The sequence below is a fragment of the Streptomyces sp. NPDC058758 genome (genome assembly GCF_042746075.1).
Lineage (GTDB): Bacteria > Actinomycetota > Actinomycetes > Streptomycetales > Streptomycetaceae > Streptomyces.
In genome coordinates, this window is record NZ_JBHYPS010000046.1 from 14,795 (window position 1) to 39,946 (window position 25,152).

At 67.4% G+C, this 25,152-nt stretch carries 20 protein-coding genes and 4 pseudogenes; 15 read left to right on the forward strand and 9 right to left on the reverse strand.

Annotated elements, in window-relative coordinates; all coding sequences use genetic code 11:
- Positions 1-291 precede the first annotated feature (291 nt).
- The 3 genes from ACFW6A_RS34130 to ACFW6A_RS34140 are packed head-to-tail and all read left to right on the forward strand — an operon-like array spanning position 292 to position 3,942.
- A complete protein-coding gene (locus tag ACFW6A_RS34130; RefSeq protein WP_386477276.1) occupies positions 292-1,470 on the forward strand; it encodes a dsDNA nuclease domain-containing protein in 1,179 nt (392 codons plus the stop codon).
- Between the two features lie 22 nt (positions 1,471-1,492).
- Positions 1,493-2,014 carry a hypothetical protein gene (locus ACFW6A_RS34135; RefSeq protein ID WP_386477273.1) on the forward strand — a complete coding sequence of 174 codons (522 nt, stop codon included), beginning with the start codon at positions 1,493-1,495 and terminating at the stop codon, positions 2,012-2,014.
- Positions 2,011-3,942 carry a hypothetical protein gene (locus ACFW6A_RS34140; protein ID WP_386477270.1) on the forward strand — a complete coding sequence of 644 codons (1,932 nt, stop codon included), beginning with the start codon at positions 2,011-2,013 and terminating at the stop codon, positions 3,940-3,942. Before ACFW6A_RS34135 ends, ACFW6A_RS34140 begins: the two co-directional genes overlap by 4 nt.
- A 57-nt stretch (positions 3,943-3,999) precedes the next feature.
- Here the strand turns inward: ACFW6A_RS34140 and ACFW6A_RS34145 are convergent, their stop codons facing one another.
- Positions 4,000-4,212 (reverse strand): helicase associated domain-containing protein, encoded by a 213-nt coding sequence (locus ACFW6A_RS34145; RefSeq protein ID WP_386477267.1) that lies wholly within the window; start codon positions 4,210-4,212, stop codon positions 4,000-4,002.
- A 953-nt stretch (positions 4,213-5,165) separates the two neighbouring features.
- Here ACFW6A_RS34145 and ACFW6A_RS34150 point away from each other — a divergent pair.
- Both ACFW6A_RS34150 and ACFW6A_RS34155 read left to right on the forward strand, forming a co-directional pair.
- Positions 5,166-5,504: a hypothetical protein gene (locus tag ACFW6A_RS34150; RefSeq protein WP_386477264.1), complete on the forward strand. Its 339-nt coding sequence runs from the start codon at positions 5,166-5,168 to the stop codon at positions 5,502-5,504.
- Positions 5,505-6,663: 1,159 nt separating this feature from the next.
- Entirely contained in the window at positions 6,664-6,816 is a 153-nt protein-coding gene (locus ACFW6A_RS34155) for a hypothetical protein (RefSeq protein WP_386477261.1), read from the forward strand.
- A 220-nt stretch (positions 6,817-7,036) separates the two neighbouring features.
- Here ACFW6A_RS34155 and ACFW6A_RS34160 read toward each other — a convergent pair whose 3' ends face one another.
- Positions 7,037-7,507: a diadenosine tetraphosphate hydrolase gene (locus ACFW6A_RS34160; RefSeq protein WP_386477258.1), complete on the reverse strand. Its 471-nt coding sequence runs from the start codon at positions 7,505-7,507 to the stop codon at positions 7,037-7,039.
- A 49-nt stretch (positions 7,508-7,556) separates the two neighbouring features.
- Positions 7,557-9,557: a DNA/RNA helicase domain-containing protein gene (locus ACFW6A_RS34165; protein ID WP_386645466.1), complete on the reverse strand. Its 2,001-nt coding sequence runs from the start codon at positions 9,555-9,557 to the stop codon at positions 7,557-7,559.
- A 227-nt stretch (positions 9,558-9,784) separates the two neighbouring features.
- Here ACFW6A_RS34165 and ACFW6A_RS34170 point away from each other — a divergent pair, with 227 nt between their 5' ends.
- Positions 9,785-10,756 carry a DUF3883 domain-containing protein gene (locus tag ACFW6A_RS34170; RefSeq protein ID WP_386477253.1) on the forward strand — a complete coding sequence of 324 codons (972 nt, stop codon included), beginning with the start codon at positions 9,785-9,787 and terminating at the stop codon, positions 10,754-10,756.
- A 395-nt stretch (positions 10,757-11,151) separates the two neighbouring features.
- Here ACFW6A_RS34170 and ACFW6A_RS34175 read toward each other — a convergent pair whose 3' ends face one another.
- A complete protein-coding gene (locus ACFW6A_RS34175) occupies positions 11,152-11,388 on the reverse strand; it encodes a hypothetical protein (RefSeq protein WP_351847544.1) in 237 nt (78 codons plus the stop codon).
- A gap of 216 nt (positions 11,389-11,604) precedes the next feature.
- Between ACFW6A_RS34175 and ACFW6A_RS34180 the strand changes: the two genes are divergently transcribed.
- Positions 11,605-13,626: a hypothetical protein gene (locus ACFW6A_RS34180; protein ID WP_386477250.1), complete on the forward strand. Its 2,022-nt coding sequence runs from the start codon at positions 11,605-11,607 to the stop codon at positions 13,624-13,626.
- Positions 13,627-13,693: 67 nt separating this feature from the next.
- Here ACFW6A_RS34180 and ACFW6A_RS34185 read toward each other — a convergent pair whose 3' ends face one another.
- The gene (locus tag ACFW6A_RS34185; RefSeq protein ID WP_351847539.1) at positions 13,694-14,359 is read right to left on the reverse strand and encodes a hypothetical protein; all 666 of its coding nucleotides are present in this window, start codon (positions 14,357-14,359) and stop codon (positions 13,694-13,696) included.
- A gap of 346 nt (positions 14,360-14,705) precedes the next feature.
- Between ACFW6A_RS34185 and ACFW6A_RS34190 the strand changes: the two are divergent.
- Positions 14,706-15,894 (forward strand): annotated as a pseudogene (locus ACFW6A_RS34190) (IS110 family transposase).
- A gap of 42 nt (positions 15,895-15,936) precedes the next feature.
- Positions 15,937-16,215 carry a hypothetical protein gene (locus ACFW6A_RS34195; protein WP_386477247.1) on the forward strand — a complete coding sequence of 93 codons (279 nt, stop codon included), beginning with the start codon at positions 15,937-15,939 and terminating at the stop codon, positions 16,213-16,215.
- Between the two features lie 88 nt (positions 16,216-16,303).
- Here the strand turns inward: ACFW6A_RS34195 and ACFW6A_RS34200 are convergent, their stop codons facing one another.
- Positions 16,304-16,708 carry a hypothetical protein gene (locus ACFW6A_RS34200; RefSeq protein ID WP_386477245.1) on the reverse strand — a complete coding sequence of 135 codons (405 nt, stop codon included), beginning with the start codon at positions 16,706-16,708 and terminating at the stop codon, positions 16,304-16,306.
- Between the two features lie 58 nt (positions 16,709-16,766).
- Positions 16,767-17,209: pseudogene (locus ACFW6A_RS34205) on the reverse strand (IS110 family transposase); the annotation flags it as partial.
- Positions 17,210-17,471: 262 nt separating this feature from the next.
- Between ACFW6A_RS34205 and ACFW6A_RS34210 the strand changes: the two are divergent.
- Complete coding sequence (locus ACFW6A_RS34210; protein WP_386477242.1) at positions 17,472-17,855, forward strand: hypothetical protein; 384 nt, start codon at positions 17,472-17,474, stop codon at positions 17,853-17,855.
- A gap of 96 nt (positions 17,856-17,951) precedes the next feature.
- Here ACFW6A_RS34210 and ACFW6A_RS34215 read toward each other — a convergent pair whose 3' ends face one another.
- A complete protein-coding gene (locus ACFW6A_RS34215) occupies positions 17,952-18,482 on the reverse strand; it encodes a hypothetical protein (RefSeq protein ID WP_386477239.1) in 531 nt (176 codons plus the stop codon).
- A 223-nt stretch (positions 18,483-18,705) separates the two neighbouring features.
- On the opposite strand from ACFW6A_RS34215, the pseudogene ACFW6A_RS34220 reads away from it, so the two are divergent.
- Positions 18,706-19,997: pseudogene (locus ACFW6A_RS34220) on the forward strand (IS256 family transposase).
- Positions 19,998-20,430: 433 nt separating this feature from the next.
- Here the strand turns inward: ACFW6A_RS34220 and ACFW6A_RS34225 are convergent.
- Positions 20,431-21,525 (reverse strand): annotated as a pseudogene (locus tag ACFW6A_RS34225) (IS110 family transposase); the annotation flags it as partial.
- Between the two features lie 177 nt (positions 21,526-21,702).
- On the opposite strand from ACFW6A_RS34225, the gene ACFW6A_RS34230 reads away from it, so the two are divergent.
- From ACFW6A_RS34230 to ACFW6A_RS34245, 4 genes are all read left to right on the forward strand, one after another.
- Positions 21,703-22,511, forward strand: a protein-coding gene (locus ACFW6A_RS34230) for an IS5 family transposase (protein WP_386477236.1) whose coding sequence is annotated in 2 segments (ribosomal slippage) — positions 21,703-22,042 and positions 22,042-22,511 — 810 coding nt in all. Because the reading frame shifts where the segments join, the coding sequence is not laid out codon by codon here.
- 428 nt (positions 22,512-22,939) lie between these two features.
- Positions 22,940-23,155: a DUF6207 family protein gene (locus ACFW6A_RS34235; protein WP_386477233.1), complete on the forward strand. Its 216-nt coding sequence runs from the start codon at positions 22,940-22,942 to the stop codon at positions 23,153-23,155.
- A gap of 524 nt (positions 23,156-23,679) precedes the next feature.
- Positions 23,680-23,925 carry a hypothetical protein gene (locus tag ACFW6A_RS34240; protein ID WP_386477230.1) on the forward strand — a complete coding sequence of 82 codons (246 nt, stop codon included), beginning with the start codon at positions 23,680-23,682 and terminating at the stop codon, positions 23,923-23,925.
- Positions 23,926-24,677: 752 nt separating this feature from the next.
- The gene (locus ACFW6A_RS34245) at positions 24,678-25,109 is read left to right on the forward strand and encodes a DUF4259 domain-containing protein (protein WP_386477228.1); all 432 of its coding nucleotides are present in this window, start codon (positions 24,678-24,680) and stop codon (positions 25,107-25,109) included.
- Positions 25,110-25,152: the final 43 nt, after the last annotated feature.

Here is a 25,152-nt window from a genome sequence, read left to right on the forward strand (position 1 = left end):
CTGTGGTGTCGGCGATGTGCCGTAGGTGGCTGGCGACGTCACGGACACCGGCGAACCAGCCGTCCTCGAACCGCAGCTCGGCTCCGTGCGGGGAACTGCTCTTGAGATCCAGGTTCGGGCCGCACGTACCACGGGGCTGAGCCGGAAGTGCTCGGGACCGCGAAGGAGTCGACTGCTGGCTCTCGTGCTTCAGGTTCTCCTGAGCACAGCGGACCGGATCTCCCCGGCTGTCGACTGACGATCACAGACCCCTTACGCTGCGTGCTTGGGGGAGTAACGAGAGGGGGGCGAATGGCCGATCCGATAGATCTGGAAGCACCGGATGACACAGGGTCAGGTGTGGTGCGGCGGTTTGAATACCAGGTGCACATCGCCGTGCAGCCGGTCCTGGAGATGCTTGCTGGCGGATCGGTCACCCACGTGACCTGCGAGCACATCGAGGACATAGTCGTGGCCCGCCGTGGTGATCCCCGGTGCGTCGACGATGGGGCATTCTGGGACTTCCAGCAGATCAAAACCAGAGATGCCGTGGAGCCCTGGACGCTCAGAGACGTGCTCGCGAGCAAGCCCCTGAAGAGCTTGTGGCGCACCCATGAAACGGTGGCGGGAACCGGCCTTACCTATCAGCTGACCGCGGGCATCGAGGGTCCTCTCGACCCAGCCGACGAGGCGGTCGTGGCTCTGTCCAAGGGGCAGGGCGGCGACAACGCGGCGTGCCGCCAGCGGGTCGCGACGCACTTGAAGGTCGAAGAGAACGCACTCACCGACTTTCTCCCCCTGGTACGTATCAGGACGCTTCCACGACGCGGCGACATTGAGCTGCGCAACACGCGGGTCCTGGCGGATCTCGGACCGAAGCTCACCATGGAAATGATCGACGCCCTCTACAACGAGCTGCTCCGGCGTACCCGCGATGCGACCCAAGGACTTCCCGTAGCCCGGTGGACAGAGCTCCTGGTCCTTGACAGTCCGCCCCCAGCCGTGCTGAACAAACGCCTCTCGGCGGGGACGGTTGCCGACGTACGCCAGCGCCTGACTCGCCCCGACCACGTTCTGCTGGAAGATCTGTCCCAGCAATTGCATGGTCCCGAAACCGCGCTGGTTCGCAAGCTCCGGGCGGGCGCGGCTTCCAGGGAGGTCATCGAGGAAGCACAGATGCTCCGTGCCCACGCTGAACGTCACCGATTCAAAGAGCTGGCCTTGGGGGCCTGGCCCGGCGACCAGGCCATCGAGATCGACCTCGACCAGCGTCTGCTCTTGCTGGCCCGCCGCGCCGGCCGGTCCCACAGAGGACAGCCCCAGCCCGCTGACGCCATCTTCGACGAGCTCCAGCGCATGCTCGACGCCAGCCCCGGCACGTACGACCGCCACCCCCTTTACGCCCAGGACGGTGTGCTCCTGATGGGCAGAGCATGCGCGATCTCGGACGAGTGCAAGTTCGATTGGGGGAGCGATCGAGATGCCTCCTAGCGCTACCGCGCCGACCACCGCCGTGCCCCCCACCAGGCCGCCTTCGGCCGATGCGCAAGCCCGCTTGCTACTTCTCATCGACGTCTTCTCGGAGACCAAGGCGGGCAAGGGCATCGAAGGGCGCATGAAGCTGGCCAAGCTTGACTTCCTGCTCCGCTACCCGGACCGCTTCAACAGACTCATGGCTGTCCGACGGCCCGACGTCGAGGCTGGCGAGAACCCGTGGCTAACCGGAACGATCGAGCAGAGCATGATCCGTTACAGGTACGGGCCATGGGACCCCGCCTACTACGCGCTGCTTGGCGCCCTTACAGGCAAAGGACTCATCGAGCCCAAACACGAGGATGCCATCGCGACCTACTGCACAACCCCCGCTGGGCATCACGTGGCGCAGGCTCTCGCCGAAAGTGAGAGCTGGCGCCCGGTACGCGACCGGGCCGTGCTGTTGCGCCGGCACTTCAACCTATCCGGCATCACCTTGAAGAATTTGATCTATGAGACGTTCCCCGACATCGTCGAGGCGGACTGGGGGACCCACCTATGAGACTCCGTATCGAAGAGATCACCCTGGTTGGCACCAGTCGCACGATCCGCTTCGAACCCGGCATGAACGCGATCGTGGGTTCCATGAGCGGCGGCAAGACCGCCACCGTAAGCTGCCTGCGAGCCCTGCTAGGTGCTGACGTGAGCGTCGTCCCCGAGCTTCGAGGACGAACGATCGCTGGCACCGTGCTGGTCGGAGATCGCAGATTCCGCATCGTCCGTCCCCTGGTCACGACAGCGACCGCCATGGTGGAGATCGCCGAAGTCGAAGGCCGCCGAGAAGTATGGCGGCTGCCCGCCAGCCAGCTCCAAGCCGGGTACGACGCGACATTCCGTGACTGGTGGCGCGACGTATTGACGTTGCCCCGACTTCGTGTTCCGCGCGCCCCCAACGACGACAGAAGCCCCCTGGTTCCCGTCACTATCAGCGACTACCTCATGTACTGCGTCCTCAGGCAGAAGGAGATCGACTCCTCCGTCTTCGGAACCCCGGACAACTACTCCAAGAACATCAAGCGCAAGTACGTTTTCGAAATCCTCTACGGCCTTTACGACCCCGAGGCAGCCGGCCTACGCGACCGCCTGCGCGAAGTCACCACAGAGCTGGCAGCCCTCACCGCAGATGCGAACACCCTGGAACGGATCCTCCTGACCACCGCCTTCGCCTCCCGCGCCCAGCTGGAAGTCGAGCGCCAGGAGACCGAGCGGAAGCTCACCTACGCCCGGCAAGCCGACCTCCACCTCACAGGAGACATCAACCTAACCGGGCCGATCACCGTCACCCTCCGCGAACGGATCGCCGAGACGGAAGCAGAGATCGCCCGGATCGCCGGTGCGACTGAGGCCGAAGCCGTCTCCGTCACTAACCTCCAAGAACTGCACGGACAACTCATCGCCCAGAGTCGCCGGCTCACCCGCGCTCTGGTCGCCGAGCGACTCCTCAACGACTTTGAGTTCCACACCTGCCCCCGTTGCGGATCCGGTGTACAGGACAGGGGAGACGAGCACACCTGCCGGCTCTGTCTCCAGACCCCACCCGACCTGCCCGCGCCTTCTTCTCTGGCCGCGGAACAAGACCGGGTAATCGAGCAGGTAACAGAAACCGAAGAACTCATCGCTCGGAGCACCCGCCGCCTCGCTCAGCTGCAGACAGCCCTGGCTACCCAGACTCAGCACCGGGCAGACCTCGGTGCCGAACTGGACCGAGCAACGTCCACCTACATCACCGACCAGGCAGATCGCATCCGAAGCATCGCCGCTCAGCAGGCTCGCCTGGAGGAGCATCTCGCCCGCTTGGACGACGGCCTGGCCCTCCACGACCGGCTAGCAGGACAGGCCGAACGAGTTGCCGAACTGGAACGCGAGCAAGAAGACCTCAACAGCAAGATCGACGCCACTCGCCACAGCAACCAGGTCGTCAGTGGGCGCCTGCGGAAACTCGACGGCGCTTTCGAAGCCGCCCTCCGCAGCTTCGACGCTCCTCGCTTCGACGGCGAGCCGGGCTCCTACATCAACAAGAAGACATACCTGCCTGTCGTGGACGGTCGCCCCTTCGCTGACCTGCAATCGCAAGGCGTCGAGGTACTGGTCAACGTCGCCCACGTCCTCGCGCACCAGCACATGGCACTCAACGACCCCGACATCCCCTTGCCCAACCTCCTGATCATCGACGGCATCAGCAGCAACGTCGGTCACGAAGGTGTCGACCTCGAACGTCTACGCAAGATGTATGCCAGCCTCCTGCGCACCGCCACCGAACACGTCGACCGCCTGCAGATCATCGTCACCGACAACGACTCCCCTCCGATCGACGGCATCCACCGGGCACTGGAACTGTCCGACACAGACCGACTCGTCCCGATGCTCCCGATCGAATCCGGTGACGGGCCGTTTGAAGACGCGCCCCCAGAAGAGGAAGCCGGCGACTGAAAAACCGCAGCGGGGCCGGACAGAAACACCCTGTCCGGCTCCGCGCCCGCTGACCAGTTATGTCCAGCGCATTCCGATGGCGGACAGCTGCTCCATCCGCTCCGGCGTCAGCGTCGCCGCCCGGGAGCGCTGGTTCCCGACCCACGCCCCGAGCCGGAGCTCCCGCTCCTGCTGGTCCTCGCCGACGATCCGTTCGACGTGCTTCCGAGGGACCCGCAGGTGGCCTCGCGCTCGAAGAACTGCTTGGCGGCCGCGTAGTTCAGCGCCCATTTGTCGGCCTGTGTACGGCGCGGGGTCGGCTTCTCTTCCTCGGTCGCGGGTGTGATCCCGAGGACCTGCTCACACATCCACTGCTGCACGGTCGTGAGCTTGTCCCACCCGAGCCGCTGTGCCCGCACCCACCGCCCGAGGCCCTCGCCCTGGCGCATCACCTTTCCGGGCTCGGTCGGCAGCGCGCCGCCGACCTCCTCCAGGTGCTGCCGGACGAGTTGGAAGGCGCGCTGCCACTCCACCAGCTAGGCCGGGCACCATGACGGGTCGATGTCCTCCAGCTGCTCACGCCGCTCCGCCGGCAGGGCGCCGGACCAGGACTCCACCGGCAGCCCTTGGTCCTGGCGCTGCCCGAGTTCCAGAGCGTGCCGGGCGTCGACTCCACCGATAGGCCCTTCGCACCGAGCGCACACCGCTTGGCTGGCGTGTCCGTAGAGGGGGTGCCGAGGACGCTGCGGGCGCGCCGTTCGTCAAGGTTGGACAGGTGGATACCGGGGAGTGAGGTGTGGAGATCGGCCTCAGTGGCTCGGCTCTGCGGGCCCGTTCCCAGGACACGGCGAGAAGTCTCATGATCATCGTATGGGCGTGGGTGCCTCTGCCCGGACCGGATTGTGCACGGAGTCCAGCGGTAACGGCGGCTGCGTCCGTCATGCTTGTGCCGCTGGTCACGAAGAGGTCTCGCGGACAGCGCTCTGGGCGGAAGTTGTTACGAAACTCTGAGCTGTTCCCTCTCCCTCTCAACGCCTGCTGAGCTGCGGAAACTAGCTGGTTAGCGACGTTTGCTTGTAGTGAAGCGATGACTTGGCTACGGTCTGTCTCGGACGGGCAGGCGTGTGCCCGGACACTCCGCCCCCGCCTTGTGCGGGGTTTTTTGTTACCGAGTTGCTGATGGGCCCCGACACCAATGGTGTCGGGGCCCATCGGTTTTTTTGGAGCCGAGGGAGTAGATACGAGTGGACAACACACTGGCTGTGATCCTGCTGGTCGGGTTCGCCTTGCTGATGCTGTGCTTTGTCGTTGTGGTGGCGATTGTGGTCTTCTCGCGCATCGCCGACAGAGTGGTGCAGCGCACCCGCCCGGAAGACTTGCCTCGGGTGCTGGAATCGGTGGGGAGGATCCTGTCGGGCCTGGTGGCAGCACTGGGCCGAAGCATCCGACAGCTGCCCATCGGTAGCCAGGCCAGTGCGCCCCAGCCCCAGGTGGCGCCTGCGGCCACGGATCCTGGAGCCGGTGCAGTGCAGCCGACGAGCGACGTGCAAGCGGGAAGCGGGACGGCAGGGGCAACCTGGTGACGAGACGAAAGATCTACGGGCCCGACCGGGACCCTGTGTCCCGGCACATAGGCGAGCCCCTGCTGGACCGGGCGCTGCGTGAACTGCTCAAGCCTGGAGAGCTCCAGCTGCTCAAGGAACTCATCCACGGCCTGCATCCAGACCAGATCGCCCGGAAACACGGAACAGTAGCCTCATTCGTGGGAGCCGCTCTGGCTGAGATCCTCCATAGGCTCAAGCAGTCTCCTCATAGTGACGCGCTGCTGGAAGACCTGCGCTCACGCGGCGGCCCCCGCTTCTCTTCCCTGCTCTGGGAAGGACGTTCCGAAGTGCCGACCGTCTACCGCTGTGGGCGGGAGACATGCGCCAAACTGCTCGATCAGAAGCCAACCGGCCGTACTCGCAAATTCTGCTCCAACGCCTGTAAACAGGCTGACTACCGCGACCGCCGCCGCGCCGGACAGCCCACCAGCCGTCCAAAAGCCAAGGCCGTCTCGCCGACCGGCACACACCTCGAGTTCCGGCTCCGCAAGAGCCTGCCGGAACTGCCCACCCCTCGCGAAGTGCAAGGAGAGGTTCTTCAGTATCTGAACGCTCTTTCAGCGAGCATTGGGCGGTCACTGGCGCCTGCGACCGGTACACCGGCTTCGGGACGATTGGGAGTGGTACGTGGGCCGGTCGGGTCCGGGAAGTCGAAGCTCTCATTGATGATGAGCCGAGTGGCTGATGGCCGGTCTCGTCTCGCCTCAACGATGCACCTGCGGCGGCTCGTCCATCGACCTGCGACGCATCAGTTCGTGTTTAGGTCCGAGGCATCTTTGACAAGCCCACTGCACGTTCTGCTCCCGGTGCCGGACGGTCGCGCTGTGCCGTGTGAGGTGCTGCCCTTCCCGGACGCCGAGATTCGGTACGAGGCTTGGAGTCCGACCCCGGGGACAGGGCCTGTCCCCAGCAGACGTGCCAAGGAGAAAGGCTGGTCACAACGCCGACAACGTCATGCGCAGTCTCGTCCTAGAAGTGCTCCTTCGCGCTGGTGAGGGGCCTGGGATTCAGAGTCTTCACCGCAGGCTGCGTGGCCGGTGGCTCTGGGGTGGCTTCGGCGGCCGGCACCACACCCGCCCACTTCATACCCACCCCGGCGAGCGCGGCTCGCCGGCGCCCGGCGCTCTCCCAGCGGGCTGTGACCGTCCGCTACGTCTGGGGCGACCTGGTCGACGCGTGGGCGAAGAAGGACGCCGGCACCATCGACGAGATCTGGGACGAAGTCATCACCGACCTCGACTCCGACTACGGCGCCTACGCGTACGTGTCCTCCGTCGGTATCAGCGCCTGACACCCTCACGCCTCCACCCCCGGCGCCCACCGCGCCGGTGGGCGCCGTGCACCCGCCCGCGGCATCGCCAGGACAGGACCAGAACCAGCCCTCGCCGGCGGCACTCGCGGTACGTACCTCGCGGCCGGCTGCCGGAGCCGGCCGGAATCCATGCGGGCCCCCGGGGATGCTTCGGGGGCCCGCCATGTCGAGGGAGGGTGGTGCCGTTGCTCGCGGGTGGTCAGCGGTGGAGCTGGTCGAGCTGGGTGCCGATGGTTTCTCGGAGGGTGTCGTGGCGGGGGTGGAGTCGTGTCTGTTCGTCGTTCCACTGGTCGCGGGGGTAGAGCCAGACCGGTCGTTGGGCGAGGTGGACGGGTTCCCAGGTGTAGCGGGGCCATACGTGGGCGTGCAGGAAGGGGTCTTTGTTGCCGAGGATCTCGAGGTTGACCCGCTTGAACGCGGGGTCCAGGTGTCGGCAGGCGTGTTCGACGGCCTCGCCGAGCAGATCCATGTCGGACAGGAACGCCAGTCGTTTCGGCCGGGGGAGGTCCGACAGCCGTTGGGCGGTCGGGTCGTCTGAGAGCAGGACGCAGTAGCCGGGCAGGAACTGGACGTCCCCGATGGCGGCGAACCCCGCTGTCAGCCTTCGCAGCACGGTCGGGTTCTCGTCGCGCAGGGCGCTTTCGATCCGGTGTGCTTGCCACGCGTTCACGTCGTACCGCCCGTTCGCCGGTTCGGGTCCGGTGTCTTGTGGTGTGGGTTCACCGGGGTGTGATGAGTTGGGTGAGGTGGTGGTGGGTGCGGGGGTCGGTGGAGTGGACGCGGGTGGTGTGGGTGCCTCGGGTGAGCAGGACGCGGTAGATGTTCAGGGCATAGCGCAGGTACTGGTCTGCCGGCAGGTGGCGCAGGGTTTCGTCGTGGCTCTTCTGAGGGTGGGCCGTCCAGCGTTGGTTGGTCCAGGTGAGGTCGGGGCCGATGATGACGCCTGAGTGCTGGTATTCGAGGCCTTGGGCGGTGTAGACGCAGCCGATCTGCTGGTGTCCGCCGGTGTGGCTGGCCCAGAGCTGATTGTGGGGGGCCAGCGGCCGGCCGTCGTCGGGGTGGGTGAGCGTGGCGGCGGCATTCCACGCGGCGCGCCAGGTACGGGCGGGCGTACCGGGGCCGGCGGGGGTGTCGATGGCGATGTCAAGGGGCAGGGTAGTGACACCGCGGCGGCGATGGCGGGTCCAGCGCCAGCAGAATCCCGCGGTGATGCGGGCGCTGTGGCCGGCGGCGGTGGCCTGTTCGACCCACCGCTGGAGCTGGAAGGGGTCGGTGGCGAGGCCGAGCTGGTAGGTGTCCTGGCCTTCCCAGGGGCGGGGTGTGCCGTAGAGGAGGTCGTCGACCCAGGCGGTATAGGCGGCCGATCCGGCGCAGCGGAAAGAGCCGGTGAGCTCCAGGTGATGATGGACCCGCCCCACACGCCGCGCGGCATCGCGGATCTCTTCGACGGTGACACCTTCGTCCGGGCGGATGACCTGCCGCTCGTCGAGGAAGACGACGGCGACAGGGACCTGCCCCACCACCTCGCCCAGGTCCTGCGGCAATCCGTCCGCGCCGCCGCGCTTGACCCGCTGCGCCTCATCGATGATCAGCGCCCCCGACTGCCGCGCGGCCGACCGCAGGGAAGCGATGGAGGGGAACAGCTCACGCGCCGCCCCGTGACCGCTGACGGCGTCGAGAAGATGCGCGCGCAGGGTGCCGGAAGGAGTCAGGAACCGCGGGCGGGCCACGGGATGGTCAAGCATGAGACGGCCCAGCAGCCGCACCGCGAGCGCGGTCTTGCCGCTGCCCGGCCCCCCGCGCACGGTGATGACCGCTCCCGCCCCGCCCCGGTCCCCGACACCCCCGCGGCCGGCGTGAGTGCCGAGGCCGGGCAGGTACCGTGCCGCCGCGGCACGGATCCGCACGAACGCGTCCTGCTGATCGCCCACCAGGGCGAAGGCGCTGTGGCCCTCCAGGATGGCGCCGACGTGGTCGAGCAGCCTGCCGGACGGCTCCCACCGGATGCCCTCGAACGCCCTCACCCCGGCAAGATCCGGCGCGGACAGGTCCCCGCAGCGCAGCAGCCCGGCCAGATCCTCCCCCGGTGCGGCCAGGTCCGCACCGCTGAGAACAGGGATGTCAGCGACCGTGCCGGCGCCCGCCCGTACGACGGCCGCCTCCTCGGCGGTGGCGTTGTGCAGCACCACCACGGCCCGCACATCCAACTCCGGCGCCTCCTCAGGCCGCCAGTGCCGGAAGAAACTGCGGTAGGCGGCCACCTGGAAAACGGGATGGGCCGTCACCACCCCGTCGGCACGCAAGACCCGCTCGGCGTCCAGGACGCGACAGGTCTGCCACTGCTTCAGCTCCACCACCACCAGACCCAGCCCCCCGTCCGGCCGCGCCCCGACCAGCAGCACGTCCAGGCGCCGGCTCCCACCCGGGGTGCCGTACTCCAGATACACCCACACATCCGACAGTCCCGCCCGCACCAGCGCCTCGAGCACAGGCGGCCAGCTGTTGCGCCAGCTGCGCACCTCCGCCTCACCGGGCACCCCGAACCCCACCGCCGTGTACCGCGCAGCGCACTGGACGACGAAGGACGGATCGTCCAAGCGGGCCGCGAGCTCACCCGCCCTGCCCGAGGCCACACACGCCACTCGTCCCGCCGGCCGCGGCAGGGCACCTGGGGCGATACCCGTGACTCCGTCGTGCGCGGACGCCGTCTGTTCGAACATGTGCCGATTCCCCCCGATCTCCCGATGCCTGCTGTCCCCGGACCGCGGGTGCTGCCCGCCCGCCCACCTGCCGGACGGGCGGGGGGCATACCGGCCCGCACCGTCTGTCCTGCTGCCGGCCGGTTTCCCCGCCGGCGACCCGAAGCGGTCCGACCACCACCCTAGAGAAGGCCGTCAAAATAAAAAACTATCCAGCTCTCGATAACACTGCGCCTATGATACCCTGCATGGGTATAAAGAGTTCGACGTTCGTCATGGTCCACGTCGGCCAGAGCACCGAGTCGCAGCGCAACCTCGTCCACGGCATCGAGACCCTCACCTGGGGATTCCCCGAGAAGAAGCCCGAGTACGAGCACGTCACCCCTCAGTTCGCCGTCCTCGCTACCGGCGCCTCCCCGCGAGTCCAGCTCCCCGTCTGGCTCCAGGACACCGCCACCCTCTACCTCTTCCAGGTCCGCGGCGGCTTCTACGAAGGCACCTCCTGGCACTGGCCCGACGAGGAAGCCGAACAGCGCCTGAAGTACCCCCAGCGCTTCGGCATCGAACCCCTCGCCAAGCTCGACCACGTCCCCCTGGGCCCTACAGGCCCGCTCACCGAGGCCGGCAGCGACGCGATCCGCCGCTCGGGCACCGACCGCGGCATGGGCAAGATCGTCCAGATGTCCCCCCAGCGCCTTCTCGACCTCGCCGGCATCCCCTTCGACGCGAACCAGCCCCAGGACGTTCCCCTGGACCGTTCCCCTGGCTTCACTGCCGAGCAGGTCGAGGGAAAGAACAAGCCCCAGCGCCGGCGCCGCGGAGCCGGCTACATCTCCGACCCCAAGAAGCGCAAGAGGATCGAGGAGTACGCCGAAGACCTCGCGATCGCGCACTACGAAGCCCAGGGCTGGACGGTCGAAAAGCTCGGCAAGCCCTACGACCTGCACTGCACCCGCGGCACCGAGGAACGCCACGTCGAGGTCAAGGGCACCACCGGCGCCGCCACCAGCGTCGAACTGACCATCAACGAAGTCCTCCACGCCCGGAACAAGGACAACACCGTCGACCTCTACGTCGTCAGCGACATCAAGATCGACACCACCACCGACGACTACCTCCCCAGCGGCGGGACGACCACCCATTACACCGACTGGGAACCCGCCGAAGAAGACCTCCGCCCCCGCAAATACGAGTACCGCCTCCCCTGCCCGACGGCCTAGGACACCGCGCCCCTCCTGCGGGGATGGTCCCAGCTGGTCGATGAGGACGAGGTGCGGGGCCTGCACCTCAAACCCCTCGGTAAGGGTGACCGCCATGGCGCCGGGGGACCGCTTGACCACCATGGCGTACTCGATGCGAGCGAGCTCGGCGCGCAGTTCGGGGCTGGTGTGGTGGGGGCTACCCGGCAGCGGTCGGCGCGCCTCATCTTGCGGTAGGCGCCGATGAGGCATTCGGTCTCGTCGGCGAGGGACGGGCCGTCGTCGAGGTCGACGTCAGGCAGGGTCGCTGTCGTCATCCTCGTCCTCGTCGATGTAGAGGGTTTCGTCTGGCTCGTCGGCGTCGCCGTCGGCCGGGTCGGCGCCGTCGGGTTCGTCAGCGAGGGAGATGAGGTCGTTCAGCTCCCTGCTTGTGCTGCCGAGCGCTTGTTCAAGAACTGCTTCGCTACTTCGACTGCTTCCCTGCTGAGTTCCTCGAAGGGGACTCCACAGCTCTCCTCCCAGCCGTCCAGGTTGTGTGCGCAGTAGACCAGTGGCTCCAGCTCTTCGGGGTAGCCGAGCTCCTCGGCAATGTCTGCCCGGATGAGGTGGATGCCGCACGCGGGGTGGTCGGGGTCGGCGACGAAGGGGTCCACGGTCGCAGCTGTCCACAACTCCCCCGCAGGGTTCTTACGCGTGCGCGTACAACCGTGGTGTGGATCACGTCTGGTAGTGGCGGATAAAGAAGAACCGCCCAGGTTAGGCGCGTTGCTGATGGGCCGTCTGCCCGCGTAGGAAAGAGGGCGGCGCGACACACACCAGCAGTGTCCTGCCGCCGGGTTGAAGGGCGGCGGGGCCGGAGGGGACATGTCTTGTTCGGCACGTCGATAACCAGAAGGAAAACCGCTCTTGCGGTGGGCACCGCGGCACTGGTGCTGTTAAGTGCCGGCGGAGTGGCGGGCGCGGCTCCGGCCGTAAAGCCCGACCCCAATGCGGCACCGCCGAAGGTGCACGGTCCGGAGAAGACCACGTTCGCCGCGGCGGCGGGCGCACGTCCGGCGTCGGGTAAGACGCCCAAGGCTGCGCCGTTGTCGAGGAACGCGGCGCCTGGCGGGTTCCAGCGGGTGAACTCGCAAAAGGTGCAGCTTACGAACACGGTGACCGACCCCGATGGGGATCAGGTCAACCTGACGTTCGAGGTGTGGACCGCGGACGCGGCCGGGAATCCGGTCACCAAGGTCAAGCTGAACGACTCCACCTATGGCGTCATCGTCTCCCCCTATGTGGCTTCGGGGGGCACGGCGAAGGTTGACGTTCCGGCGGGCAAGCTGGCGCTGAACACGAACTATGTGTTCCGCACCAACGCCTACGACGGCTCGCTGTACGAGACGGTGTGGTCTCCGTGGGCGAAGTTCCGGGTGGAACTGCCCGTGGATCTCACCCTGCCGACTCCGAACTACGCGAACCCCAACCCGAACCACTTCGACGCGCAGCAGCCGCACTACTACCAGACCAAGCCTCTCGGCCAGCCGGGTACGCCGCTGTCGGCGCGGGCCACGGCCGCGGCGAAGGACGCGGTGGAGCAGTGCAGTGAGCCGGATGAGACCGGCCGTCAGGTGTGCTTCGGGAAGTCGACCCCCGCGCCCAAGGGCAAGGCGCCCCACGCGTCCGCGAAGGCGGGGGTGGCTGCGGCCACGGCCGGGGTGGAGTGGTGCAACACCGACTTTGAATCGATCCTCGCGACGCGGTTCATCGAGTGCGATGTGCGGTCGGTGCCGGTGATCATCAGCATGGACGGTGTGCCTCAGGCTGTGGCGAAGTTCATGTTCCTGCGGATGATCGAGCTTGACGGTCAGAACACGTTCACCGAGCACCTGACGATCGAGCCCGCGCAGCAGATCCCGCCCGCGTTCCGTGAGATCAACTTTGTGGGCTGGAACCACCTGTGTGAGAACTTCTGCACTCCGCAGGAGCAGCCGGTGACGGCGTGGCAGGGCAAGCCGTGGTGGGTGCCGGGTGAGATGCACTCGGCGACGCTGACGACGCCGTACACGTGGGATACGTCGCTGGCCGGTACGGACTACCGGTTCAAGCCTGACATTCAGATCGACGCGAACATTCTTCCCGCCGATGGGAAGATCCGCCCGTTCAAGACCGGCTACCAGTGGTCGCTTGACTACGACGGCGGCACCGAGGATCTCGACCGTATCCGCTGCGACACCCCTGCCGCGGACGCTCCGGCCGGATCCGTTCCGGGCTGCGTGTTCGTGAATGTCGCTCCGACGTACACGTTCAACGCGAAGGCGTTCCCGCAGGCCGCCGCGCACGCGTGGCTGATCCAGAAGGCCACGCCGAAGCACCCGGGTTCGATGACGGATCAAAAGCCCCTGTACTACATGGGCGACGAGGCACAGAACACCCGTTCCCGTGGGCGGATCTGCCCCACTGGGTGGGCCGCGAACAACGGTGACGCCTCCGCTCTGGTCGACGCGGGCGACACCCTGAACTGTGACGAGTTCGCGTTTGCCTCGTCGTACAACAGCGGCGGCATGTCGTCCGCCGAGGGCGGCATCAACCCGGCGATCCCGCCGGGGAAGACCGCCCCCAGCGGGGATGCGTGCATTTCGATGTACGCGAAGAAGCACGGCAGCATGATCCACCTGTTCTCGCAGAACGGGGCTGACCCCACGTTCAACGAGGTGTGCGGCCGGGCGGCGATCTCGGGCATGCACAACCAGGAATCCATGGGCGGCCACTTCGCGAACTTCATGAAGCAGATGCGCATCAAGGACAAGGATCCGTACTGGCTGGATACACGCATGAATGACGGCGGCACCTGCCGTTACGGTGTCGGCGGCGGTCAGCCCATGATCTGCCAGCTCGCTGCGCAGTAACACCCGGCACGACAGCGAGCGGCCCCCACCCGGGTTCTGGGTGGGGGCCGCTTCTGTGCGCGCGGGGTCAGGGCATCAGAAGGTGGACGGCGGGGAGGTCACCGGCCATCACAGCGGCCTGGTCAATGACGACGTCGGTGTACTTGCCGACGGCGGTGAACACCAGCTCCGGCAGGCGCGGCCCGTGCTCCTCGTGGTAGGCCACCACCTCGGCCTCACTGACATCGGGGATCGAGGGGAACACGGCGCCCTCGGCGGTCAGCGCCAGGTCGAGGGAGCTGCCCCGGCCGGTGGCGGTGCCGAACTCGGCCCGGTAGGCGCGCCCGTCACCGGGAGCGTGAATGAGCGTGGCGGGCGGGCTGTACCGGTTGACGGTCAGGCACAGGATCTCTTCATCCGGGCAGGGGGCCATGGACTTGACCTTGCCTTGGTAGCCGCCTGCCCAGGTGGCCATATGGCCGTTCTCCAGCACGTACGTCCAGTCCCCGCACGTGCCGTACATGGCGTAGCTGAACTGTGCGGTGGGCGGCGCTTCGGGGAGAGGCCGGGTGCGCAGCTCGAACAGGGGAACGCGCTCGCTCAGCTCGTCGAGATCAGCACCGAGGTTGATGAGGAACTCGTCCTGATCGACACCCCGGGCGAGGGTGAGGGAGATCCCGGCGTACATGCCACGGGTACCGGGCGGGGTGGGGGTGGTCTGCTGTGCGCCTATCCACGCGATGCCGTCGCTCATGGCGGTCACACTATCGGGCTGGTCTGGCAGGGGCAGGGCGGGGAGCAGAGTGCCGGCTTCGCCCATCTCAAGAACTGGCGGATCCTCACCAAGCTCCGCACCGGCCCCCCGTTACCTTTTTCGTGGCTCCGCAATGGGGCCTCCGGCCTTCGGGTCCGGTATGACTTCCCCCCTTGTTGTTGATGATCCGGGGGGTGGTGTCACCGGGTCCGGAGGCATCGACGGACCGCTGATGAGGGGCTTGAGCACCGGCTTCACCCAAGGCCGGAAGAGCTCTCCGTAACGTGGATGTGGCAGCTCGGTGCCCTGGCAGGGCCGGAGGAAAGCGTGATGGAGGGGCCTGCACGTGATTGACACCGGCGACATCGGCGTCTTCCTCGGCCTGGACGTCGGCAAAGGCGAACACCACGCCACCGCCGTCACACCGACCGGGAAGAAGGCCTTCGACAAGCGTCTGCCCAACACTGAACCCAAACTCCGCGAGCTGTTCGCGAAACTCCAGGCCAAGCACGGAATGGTGCTGGTCGTGGTCGACCAGCCGGCCTCGATCGGAGCCCTGCCGCTGGCCGTCGCCCGCGACATGGGCTGCCCGGTCGCCTACCTGCCCGGCCTGACGATGCGGCGGATCGCCGACCTCTACCCCGGCGAGGCGAAGACAGACGCGAAGGACGCGTTCATCATCGCCGACGCCGCCCGCGCTGCGGGCGATCGACGGCGAGGACGAGACGATCGCCGAGCTGGAGATGATCGTGGGCTTCGACGACGACCTGGCCGGCGAGGCCACCCGGGTTGCGAACCGGCTGCACAGCTTGCTGACCCAGGTCAGTCCGTCGCTGGAACGGGTGCTGGGACCGCGGTTGCAGCACCCAGCCGTCCTCACCCTGCTGGAGCGGTTCGGGTCACCGGCCCAGATCCGCAAGGCCGGACGCTGGCGGCTGGTCACCCTTCTGCGGCCGAAGGCGCCCAGGATGGCCGAGCGGCTGGTCGAGGAGATATTTGCCGCCCTGGACGAGCAGACCGTCACCGTTCCCGGCACCGAGGCGGCCGCGTTGATCGTCCCAAGCCTGGCCGGCTCGCTGACGTCGGTGCTTGACCAGCGAAAGCTGTTGGCCGGACGGATCGAGGAACTGCTGGAGGCCCACCCTCTTTCGAAGGTCCTGACGTCGATGCCGGGAGTCGGCGTCAGGACGGGAGCCCGCATCCTGATCGAGGTCGGCGACGGCAGCACCTTCCCGACCGCCGGCCACCTCGCTGCCTACGCCGGACTCGCCCCGGCGACCCGCAGCTCAGGTTCCTCGATCCGCGGCGAGCAGCCGTCCAGGAGAGAAAACAAGCAGCTCAAACGGGCCTTCTTCCTCTCCGCGTTCGCCGTCCTGGGGGACCCGGCGTCGCGGGCCTATTACGACAAGAAGATCGCCCAGGGCAAGCACCACGCCCAGGCCCTGCTCTGCCTCGCCCGCCGCAGGGCCGACGTCCTGTTCGCGATGCTCCGCGACGGAACCTTCTACGAACCCCAACCCGTTCAGGCGACTTGAGACTTGCTTGCCCTCCACCCAAGCCCATGGTCAGCTTCGGGCATGGGAGACGAGAATTCCGAGCACTTGGCGCTCATCCGCCGCTGGGTCGCGGGCGAAACCGTCAACAACGCCGTCGGCATCAAGGTCGTCGGCGGCCCGGTCGACGGACAGACCAAGATCGTGCTTCTCGATGAGGACGGAACGCCGCCCGCCGTCATACGTAAATCCGGCGGCTCAGCTGGCCCGGTTCGACATGCCTACGAAGCGGTCCGCTCAACCGACGCCCGAGCCGGTTGGATCTACGCCTACACCGGCCCTGAGCCAGCCACCGAGAGCTGAGAAACAGTTTCGAACCGCTTGAACAAACATATAGACACCTCACGTTGCTACGCCGTCAAGTCAGGCCGCCCGAGTGGTGAGGTCAGGCCTAGTCTTCGTCGAACAGGTCGTCTCCGATTTCGACGAGTTCATCGTCGGTCAGCTGCGGCGGACTCCAGTTCCTGTTTCGGGCGTCCTGGACGAATCGCTGGTCCAGGGCGACGTGGTACCGCTCGACGTAGTGGGCAAGGTCCGAGTACCAGAACCACTGACCGTCGGTGAGCAAAGACAGTCCGCCGATCAGCTCGCGCTCCGGGCTGAGGACGTCGTAAAGCCTGGTCCCGGTGACAGCAAGGACTCCCCCAGCACGCAGGTAACGCGCGAGGGACTGCTCGTCAGGATCTCCTTCGCCACGTACAGCAGCATGAAGCGAGGGCCCATCGCTGCGGCCGTGCCCGAGTTCCCGGAAATCGCCGACGAAGCGGCCTGAGACGGAGGACTGGTCGCTGCTCATGCCTCGGGAGCCTAGCCACCCGAGCCATAGCTCCCATGCCCTTTTTAGATGGCCAGGACTATGCAGCTTGCGCTGCCTCCTCGACCCCTATCGGGAAGGCGGCTGCCTCGTCGAAGGCCTGTCCGTGCTGGAGGCAGTGGTAGAGCTGTCCGATCATGCGGTTGAAGAGGTTGCGCTGTGCGGCGGCGTGCCAGTCGCCCTGGTCGCGGCGGATGCCCGCAGTGAGGCGAAGGCCCAGAGGTAGCCGGCGTGGTTGAGCCGGTCGTTCTTCACCCAGCGTCTGGTGATGGCGGACTTCTTGCCCGAGGCGCGGGTGATGGGTGAGGAGCCGGCGTAGGCCTTGAGGCCGCGGGCGTCGGCGAAGCGGGTTCGGTCGTCGCCGATCTCGGCCAGGACGCGGGCGGCGAGCTGGATGCCGAGGCCGGGGAAGCTCAGCAGGATCTCGGCGTCCGGGTGCTGAGGGAAGACCTCTTCCACCGCTTCGGCGAGCTGGTTGGCGGCGGTCCCGGCGTCCGGAACACCCGGCCGGCGCGACCGCCCCCTCTGATTGGTCAGTCTGGCCAGATAACCCGCGCGGGCGGCGTGCCTCTCCCGGTGTCGAGGCGGGCGCCGTCGTCTGACGCTCCCCCGAAGGGGCAGGGGCAGGCCGGATGAAGAGTCACCTTTTAAGAGACACCTCACGTAGTTAGCGCGTCAAGTTTGTTGCTGTGGGCGGTCGAACAGACAGGGCAGGTACTCGGGGTCGGAGTGGGATGATCCGGGTGTGGAAACTCCTGATCCTTCCTTCCGGCGTCGCCTGCTGAACGAGGCGCTGACGGTAGTGGCGGCACCTGCGCGGGTCCAGGCAGCATGGCTGGAGAAGCACGGTGTCGTGACGGATGAGATCGCCCTCGACTTCGATCACGCCTTCCGCCTGGCCGAGGCTCTGGTGGAGGAAGGATTCCTCAGCCGTGACGCCCTGCCTGAGCTCCGGCTGATCGACTCGATCTTCGATGAGATGAGCCGCGACAAATCCACGGATCGGTGGACGACCGCGGCTCTGATCAGCGATGCGGGGTGGATTCGTGCCCGCGTGCTGGCTCAGCAGGTTCTCGCCCGTGAAGGGGTGGACGCCCCGCCGCTGCCAGACATCTCTGTCGTCCGGTAGCGAGCCCGACAGATCAGGCCGCTGCCGCCTGTGGGGCGACGTCGCCTTCCCCGCACCAGCCCCCACCACCGCCCAGGCGGCCTGACCGAGGGAACCTCACACGAGTCCTGCGGCCCGCCGGAGCGTCGCCCGGCGATCAGGGCTGGTCAGTTCTTCCGCCAGCATCGCCACCACCCTCGCGTGCTCCGTGAACACAGCCCGACACTGCTCACGCTCGGGATGCTCGACGTCGCTGCCGAACCAGAACACCGACACCTCCCCCTCGGCATCAACCGGCTCGGAAAACTCGGCGACCACGACCAGAAAATCCAGCAGTTCGGACCGCACAGGAACCTCTGGATCACTGGCCAGGCGCAACAGGAACGGCAGCGCCATGGGCATGGCCGCGTTCATCGCCGTGATGCCGTTGAGAAGGGAGTTGCCGAGCACGCGCTCAGCCTCGGATGCCGCTTCCTGGTCGAGAAGGGCGCACAGCAGCACCGGAATCCCGGCAGGGCACTCCGGGAACTCGGACCAGCGGACATCCTCACACCCCTGGAGCGCGGGATGGCCACGACCGGCATCAGCCGCCTGCGGGTACTCGCCGAGGAACCTTGCGATCGCCGCCTCCTTGGCGGCCACATCCACCTTGCACACCTGACTGCCCCGTCCTGGCTTCACAAGCCACGTGCTCCCCGTCAGGCGCACTCTCACGCGAGCGGAAACCCGTGCGCAACCCCAGACCACGAACCGACCACGTTCGACTCACAAGCCACACAGACCAGCGCGGCTTGACGAGTTACGTGCCTGAGGTGTCTGGATAGGGACTGTAAATCGTTCGGTGTAACTCCCGATCATGGAGGATGCATCGATGACCAGTGAGAACGTGACCGAGGCCGGGACCGTCGAGGCGGCTGAGCCGCAGCCGTCGAGGGTGGTGGATGACCGGCTGATCGACGAGCTGGTGTCCCGGGCTCAGGCCGAGGGCCTGCAGTTGGCCGGTGAAGGTGGACTGCTCCAGCAGCTGACGAAGCGGCTGCTGGAGTCCGCCCTGGAGGGTGAGATCACCGACCACCTCGGCTATGACAAGCACGACCCGGCCGGGAAGAACGGCGGCAACTCCCGCAACGGCACCCGCGCGAAGACCGTGCTGACGGGCGTCGGTCCGGTGGAGGTATCCGTGCCCCGTGACCGGGACGGCTCCTTCGAGCCGAAGATCGTCAAGAAGCGGCAGAGGCGTCTGACTGGGGTGGATGAGATGGTCATCTCGCTGTCGGCGAAGGGCCTGACCACGGGCGAGGTCCAGGCCCACCTTGCCGAGGTTTATGACGCCGACGTCTCGCGTCAGACGATCTCCACGATCACCGACAAGGTCCTCGAGGGCATGGCCGAGTGGCAGAACCGGCCCCTCGACCCGGTCTATCCGGTCGTCTTCATCGACGCAATTCACGTGAAGATCCGCGACGGCGCCGTCGCCAACCGGCCCATCTATGTCGCTTTGGCCGTCACCGTCGAGGGCCGGCGCGAGATCCTGGGCTTGTGGGCCGGGGATGGCGGCGAGGGCGCCAAGCACTGGATGCGCATTCTGACCGAGATCAAGAACCGCGGTGTGAACGATGTCCTGATGCTGGTCTGCGACGGGCTGAAGGGCCTGCCCGACGCGGTCGAGACCGTCTGGCCCCGCACAGTCGTACAGACCTGTGTGGTCCACCTGCTGCGGAACTCCTTTCGTTATGCCGCCCGCCAGGACTGGGACAAGATCGCCAAACTTCTCAGGCCGGTCTATACGGCGGCGACCGAGGAGGCCGCGCTGGAGCGGTTCGCGGAGTTCGCCGATGCTTGGGGCCGGAAATATCCGGCGATCGTCCGGCTCTGGGAGAACGCGTGGGAGGAGTTCACGCCGTTCCTGCGGTTCGACACTGAGATCCGCCGCATCGTCTGCACCACGAACGCGATCGAGTCGGTGAACGCCAGGATCCGGCGGGCGGTCAAGGCCCGCGGACACTTCCCGAACGAGCAGGCCGCGTTGAAGTGCGTCTACATGGCGATCATGTCGCTCGACCCGACCGGCAGGGGCAGACCCGCTGGACCCTGCGCTGGAAGACCGCGTTGAACGCCTTCGACATCACCTTCGACGGCCGCCTCTCCGCAGCCCGTCAGTAACCCCGAACACCCCCGTTACACCGTTCGATTGACAGACCCTCTGGATTAGCCTTGCGGCATGACCGAATCGGCCTCCACCCAGCGCTCTTTGCCGACGTGGGACCAGGTGGTCGCGCTGCGCGACTTCATCCAAGGACGGACGTATGCGGCCGCAGCTCCGACCATCCGTCTCCATGGGGAGCCGCCTCACGCACCGGGTTCCGGGTTGGCGCGTGTGGCGGAGGTCAACGGCGCCCTCTACGAGGTGACGTCCCACCTCTGCCGACGGCTGTATGACGAGCTCGGGAATGACGTTCCTGGCCCCGTTGCCGAAGCATCTTGGGATGCCCTTCTCACGATCACGGCGGCCTGGCGGGATGACCCAGAGCTGCCGTCCTGGGCGAACGAGCTGCTGCCGGTCAAGCCGCGCTGACTGCGAGCTCAGGCAGTCCTGGTCGCGGCGGCGCCGGTAGTGGGCATTGGCCCCGGCGGATGCCCGCAGTGAGGCGAAGGCCCAGAGGTAGCCGGCGTGGTTGAGCCGGTCGTTCTTCACCCACCGTCTGGTGATGGCGGACTTCTTGCCCGAGGCGCGGGTAATGGGTGAGGAGCCGGCGTAGGCCTTGAGGCCGCGGGCGTCGGCGAAGCGGGTTCGGTCGTCGCCGATCTCGGCCAGGACGCGGGCGGCGAGCTGGATGCCGAGGCCGGCGAAGCTCAGCAGGATCTCGGCGTCCGGGTGCTGAGGGAAGACCTCTTCCACCGCTTCGGTGAGCTGATCTGCGGCGGTCCAGGCGGCGTCCAGCTGAATGAGGAGGGCGAGCATCTGCTTGCCGAGCGCGTCCTAGACCAGCGGCGGCTGATGGGCCCACTCGGCGCGGAAGACCTCGCGGAGGCGGTCGGCCTCGGCTTCGATGCCGCGCTGGCGGTCGGCGCGCTTCAGGGCGGCCTGGATCTGGGTGTGGGTCAGGCGCACGGCCCGGGCCGGAGTCGGGGCGGTCTTGAGGAGTTCACGGGTCTCGGGCCGGCACAGGCCGTTGGTCCAGGTGGCAAAGGCGGCCAGGGCGGCGGGGTAGTACTCGCGCAGCAGGGATCGGAGCTGCTTGGCGAGCTGCTGCCGGTTCCACAACGAGTCCTGCTGAGCGCGGGCCAGGACGGTGATCGCCCGACCGAGGCCGGAGTCGTCTGGCAGGGGCCGGTGGGCGTGCATGTCGGTGCGGAGGATGTTGGCCAGGACCAAGGCGTCGCCGGGGTCGGACTTCTTGCGCGAGACGCTGTGCCGGTCGCGGTAGCGGGCGGCGGCCATCGGGTTGATCGCGAACACCTTGCGCTTGCCGGTCCGCAGGACCGCGACGAGCAGGCCTCGGGCGGCCTCGATCGCGACCGGGATCGGATCCTCCTCGGTGTCGCCGTACTCGGCGAGCAGCTCCAGCAGGATCTTGTAGCCCGCCGCATCGTCGGCGATGTGCCGCTTGGCCAGCAGCTGGCCGGCGTCGTCGACCAGGGCGACGTCGTGGGTCCGTTCCGCCCAGTCGATTCCGCAGTAGATCAAGATTCCCCTCCCCAGAGTTCGGTGTTTGCGCTGGTCACGAGCGCATGCGGGCCACGCAGCGCCCTAATCCCAGACCTCGGCCGCAGCGCAGTCGGGCCGCCACCTCACTTACTGATCGTTTCGGAATGAGTTCGGCGCGAGGGCTTGGCGATCAGTTCTGGTGGCGGCAGAGTGGTGCGGGTGTCGGATGATCTTGTGCCTGATGAGCTGTGGGAACGCATCGCTCCTCTGCTGCCGCCCCGCCCGCCGCGGCGACATCGGTATCCCGGACGTCTGCCGGCGGACGACCTTGCGGCCCTGCGGGGCATCGTCTATGTGCTGCGCAAGAACGTCAGCTGGAGGGACGTGCCCGCCGAGCGGACCGGCTGCAGCGGGGTGACGGCCTGGCGGCGGCTGCGGGACTGGACCGAGGCCGGCGTCTGGCCCCGCCTGCACGAAGTGCTCCTGGCCGAACTACGCAAGGCCGGTCTGCTGGACATGGACGACTGCGCGATCGACGGCTCGCACATCCGGGCCCTGAAAGGGGGGCTCACACCGGACCTTCGCCGGTCGACCGGGCCCGGCCGGGCAGCAAGCACCACCTGATCGTCGACCGGCACGGAACCCCTCTCGCCGTGACTCTGACCGGCGGAAACAGGCACGACGTCACCCAGCTGACACCGCTGCTGGACGCGATCCCCCGCATCCGCGGCCTGGTCGGACGGCCGCGGCACCGGCCGGGCCGGCTGTTCGCCGACCGCGGCTACGACTACGACAAGTACCGCCGCATCCTGCGGGCCCGCGGCATCACCCCGAAGATCGCCCGACGCGGAGTCCCGCACGGCTCCGGACTGGGCAAGACACGCTGGGTCGTCGAGCGGACCTTCGCCTGGCTCCACCAGTTCAAACGCCTGCGGATCCGCTACGAGATACGCGCAGATCTCCACCTCGGCCTGCTCCAACTCGCCTGCAGCATCATCTGCTTGCGACGACTCCGAACCTCATTCTGAAACGATCAGTTAGCCGTATGCTCAGGGCGCTGGTGGTGAGTCCGAGCGCGGTGGCGAGGGCTTTCTGTTCCACCTGGTGGTTCTCCACGAGATCGAGCAGCGCCTGATTGAGGGAGCCGCGTTGGGCGGGCAGGGTGCGCAGCGAGGCCAGTTCCTCGACGGTGGGCGGGCGGCGGGCGCCGAACTCCGCGAACTACGTCGCGTACGAGGAGTACGGCGCGGGACCGGCTCCGCGCGCGCCGGCCCACCCATGTACGAGCTCTTGCACGACGCTCTGGCCGAGTTCCTGGGCGGGATCGGCGTCGCCCTGTCCGTGTTCGCCGTCACTGGGGCCTACCGCAGGGTCAAGGCCGCCACCCGCACCGCCCGTCCCGGTGATCCCGCGACCACGCCCGAACCCTCGCCGTCCGCGGATCGTCCTGGCGGGCATGGAACCGGTTGATCCCGTCCACCTCGCCGAACCCGGCCTCCTCGTCCTCGACATCACCGCGCCCGACGAGACCGCCCTCCGCACCGCGGCCGGTACTGGGCCACCTCCGGGAACCCCCACGGCACGCTGCACCCCGGGCGAGCCGGGCGTGACCGGCCGCCTCTACGCCGACCTGCGCCGCCCGGGCACCGCGCCCGGACCGGGCAGCGGGTGAAGAGGACGGCCCGGGAGGCCGACTGGCCGGCGCCCCCTGGGGCCGGTCGAAACGGTGGGTGTGCGCGGGGCGGGTGGGGGTAGGCGATGCGACAGAGCGAGGTGGAACACCTCTCGGACCGGGCACGCGCGGACCTTCCCCCGGCTGCGCGCCGGCCGGCCATCAACAGGCCCTCGCCCGGGTCTCCCGGGCGAGGGCCGTTCCATGCCCCGCGCCGGCCGCCGCCCGCTCAAAGACGGAGCCGTCGCGCCGCACGAGCCGCTCCACCACCCGGCTTCAGCTGGGACCGTGCGTGAACGCCGAGTTGACCCCGCACGGCGGGCGGTAGGCTGGGCTCACACAACGCGGCGCCGTGAATGGCCACCGCTCACACGGGTCGAGGGCCCTTCAAAAAAAGCCCTTTGAGTTGCCTCCTGGGTGGAGACGGACCGTGGCGTAGCTCGTTCGACTTCCCCTGGCACGGGATCTGAGGGCTTCCTCCCGTAGGCGGAGCTGTAGCTCCCCGGCCCTTTGTGAGTTGTGCGGTGACCTTCAAGATCGACGTGCTGAACGTCTGCGTCCTCGTCCTGGTGCTGTTCGTCGCCTGGGTGGTCTACAAGCGGACCGGCAGTATCGAGTCCGCCGTGGTGTCCGGCGCCGCGGTCGTCGTCATTGTGCTCATGCTGTTCACCCCGATCGGCAACGGCACGACGACCGAGACCACCATCCCCACCTCGACAACCTCGGCGTCCAGTCCGCCGGTCCCGGCCTCCCCGGCGCCGACGGGCTGAGGGGCCGGGTCTGCCCGGTCGCCTGGCGGCAGCCCGCAGTGTGGTTACCGGTTACAGCCCCCGCAGGAGCGCCGGTTCACGCTCCCCAGGGCAGCATCCCCGGTGACCGGGCCTCGCAAGGGAAGCCGGGCACTTGCACAATTGGGCAAGAACGATCTTGGTCGCCGCTCCGACCCTTGCTCCGCTGAGACCGGGGGCGAGCACCCCCGGAACTCACCCGCCCCACTTACCACCGCGCTCACCAAGCCCCGCCGCGCACCGCGCTGACCTGCGAGGGTCATCGTTCGGGTCACTCCGTAAGCCACCACCTGGGCCCTGTCGTGCAGGGGGTGGCATCGAGCACCAGGCCCACGGTCCCGGCCGCGCCCGCGGGGTACGTCAACGGCCCCGCGCGTACGTCATCTCGGTGACGTACCGCCGCCCGGCCGCAGCCCGCCGTGGCTTTGTTCACGAGCACGGGCTCTGGCTCAGCTTTCGTGCAGGGCCACGGTGAGTAACGACTGAGCTTCTCCGGGCGGTATGTGAAGTCGCCCGAAAATCGACCGGGACCGCGATGCCTTCATCGCCGGTCTGACGCTGCCCTGGAACTCCGGGGTCGTTGAGGGCCACGTGAACCGGATCGAGGTGATCAAGCGTCAGATGTTCGGCCGCGCAGGCTTCGGCCTTCTTCGCAAACGGGTCCTGCTCGCCCCGTAGTCGTGTTGTCAGTGCCTGATGCGAGGATCCGGGCGACCATACGCAAGGAGATCAGCATGGGCACCTGGGATACTGGTCCCTTCGACAACGACACAGCCGCGGACTTCGCCAACGCGCTCGACGACGCCGAGCCCGAGGTGCGTGAAGCCCTGATCCGAGGCGTCCTCGTCCGGACTATCGAGGCCACCGGCTACCTCGCGGAAGCGGAAGAAGCGGTGGCAGCCGCCGCTTTGATCGCGGCGCAATGCCCGGGAGGCGAACCCGTCGACATGTCCTACGGCCCGGAAACACCGATGCCCGTGTTCCCTTCAGACCTTCGGGTACTTGCCGACGAAGCCCTCGCCCGCATCGTCGGCGACGAGGATGGGCCGGCCTCAAACTGGGTCGACCCGGAGGACTGGAAGCAGTGGCGAGCCATATTGACGCGCCTTCGCGCGGTGCTTGTCCCGCCGCCCCCGTCCATTGCTCTCTTTGATGTCCAGCCGTAACGGAGCGTCACTCAGCACGGAAGTCGTGCCAGAACCCGGGAAA

What these genes read in the sequence shown, in the direction of transcription:
- ACFW6A_RS34170 (WP_386477253.1), top strand. Translation starts at nt 9,785, where the DNA reads ATGGGTATAAAGAGTTCGACGTTCGTCATGGTCCACGTCGGCCAGAGC.
- ACFW6A_RS34130 (WP_386477276.1), top strand. Translation starts at nt 292, where the DNA reads ATGGCCGATCCGATAGATCTGGAAGCACCGGATGACACAGGGTCAGGT.
- ACFW6A_RS34185 (WP_351847539.1), bottom strand. Translation starts at nt 14,359, where the DNA reads ATGAGCGACGGCATCGCGTGGATAGGCGCACAGCAGACCACCCCCACC.
- ACFW6A_RS34165 (WP_386645466.1), bottom strand. Translation starts at nt 9,557, where the DNA reads ATGTTCGAACAGACGGCGTCCGCGCACGACGGAGTCACGGGTATCGCC.
- ACFW6A_RS34195 (WP_386477247.1), top strand. Translation starts at nt 15,937, where the DNA reads ATGGGAGACGAGAATTCCGAGCACTTGGCGCTCATCCGCCGCTGGGTC.
- ACFW6A_RS34200 (WP_386477245.1), bottom strand. Translation starts at nt 16,708, where the DNA reads ATGAGCAGCGACCAGTCCTCCGTCTCAGGCCGCTTCGTCGGCGATTTC.
- ACFW6A_RS34145 (WP_386477267.1), bottom strand. Translation starts at nt 4,212, where the DNA reads ATGGGCGCTGAACTACGCGGCCGCCAAGCAGTTCTTCGAGCGCGAGGC.
- ACFW6A_RS34140 (WP_386477270.1), top strand. Translation starts at nt 2,011, where the DNA reads ATGAGACTCCGTATCGAAGAGATCACCCTGGTTGGCACCAGTCGCACG.
- ACFW6A_RS34245 (WP_386477228.1), top strand. Translation starts at nt 24,678, where the DNA reads ATGGGCACCTGGGATACTGGTCCCTTCGACAACGACACAGCCGCGGAC.
- ACFW6A_RS34235 (WP_386477233.1), top strand. Translation starts at nt 22,940, where the DNA reads ATGGAACCGGTTGATCCCGTCCACCTCGCCGAACCCGGCCTCCTCGTC.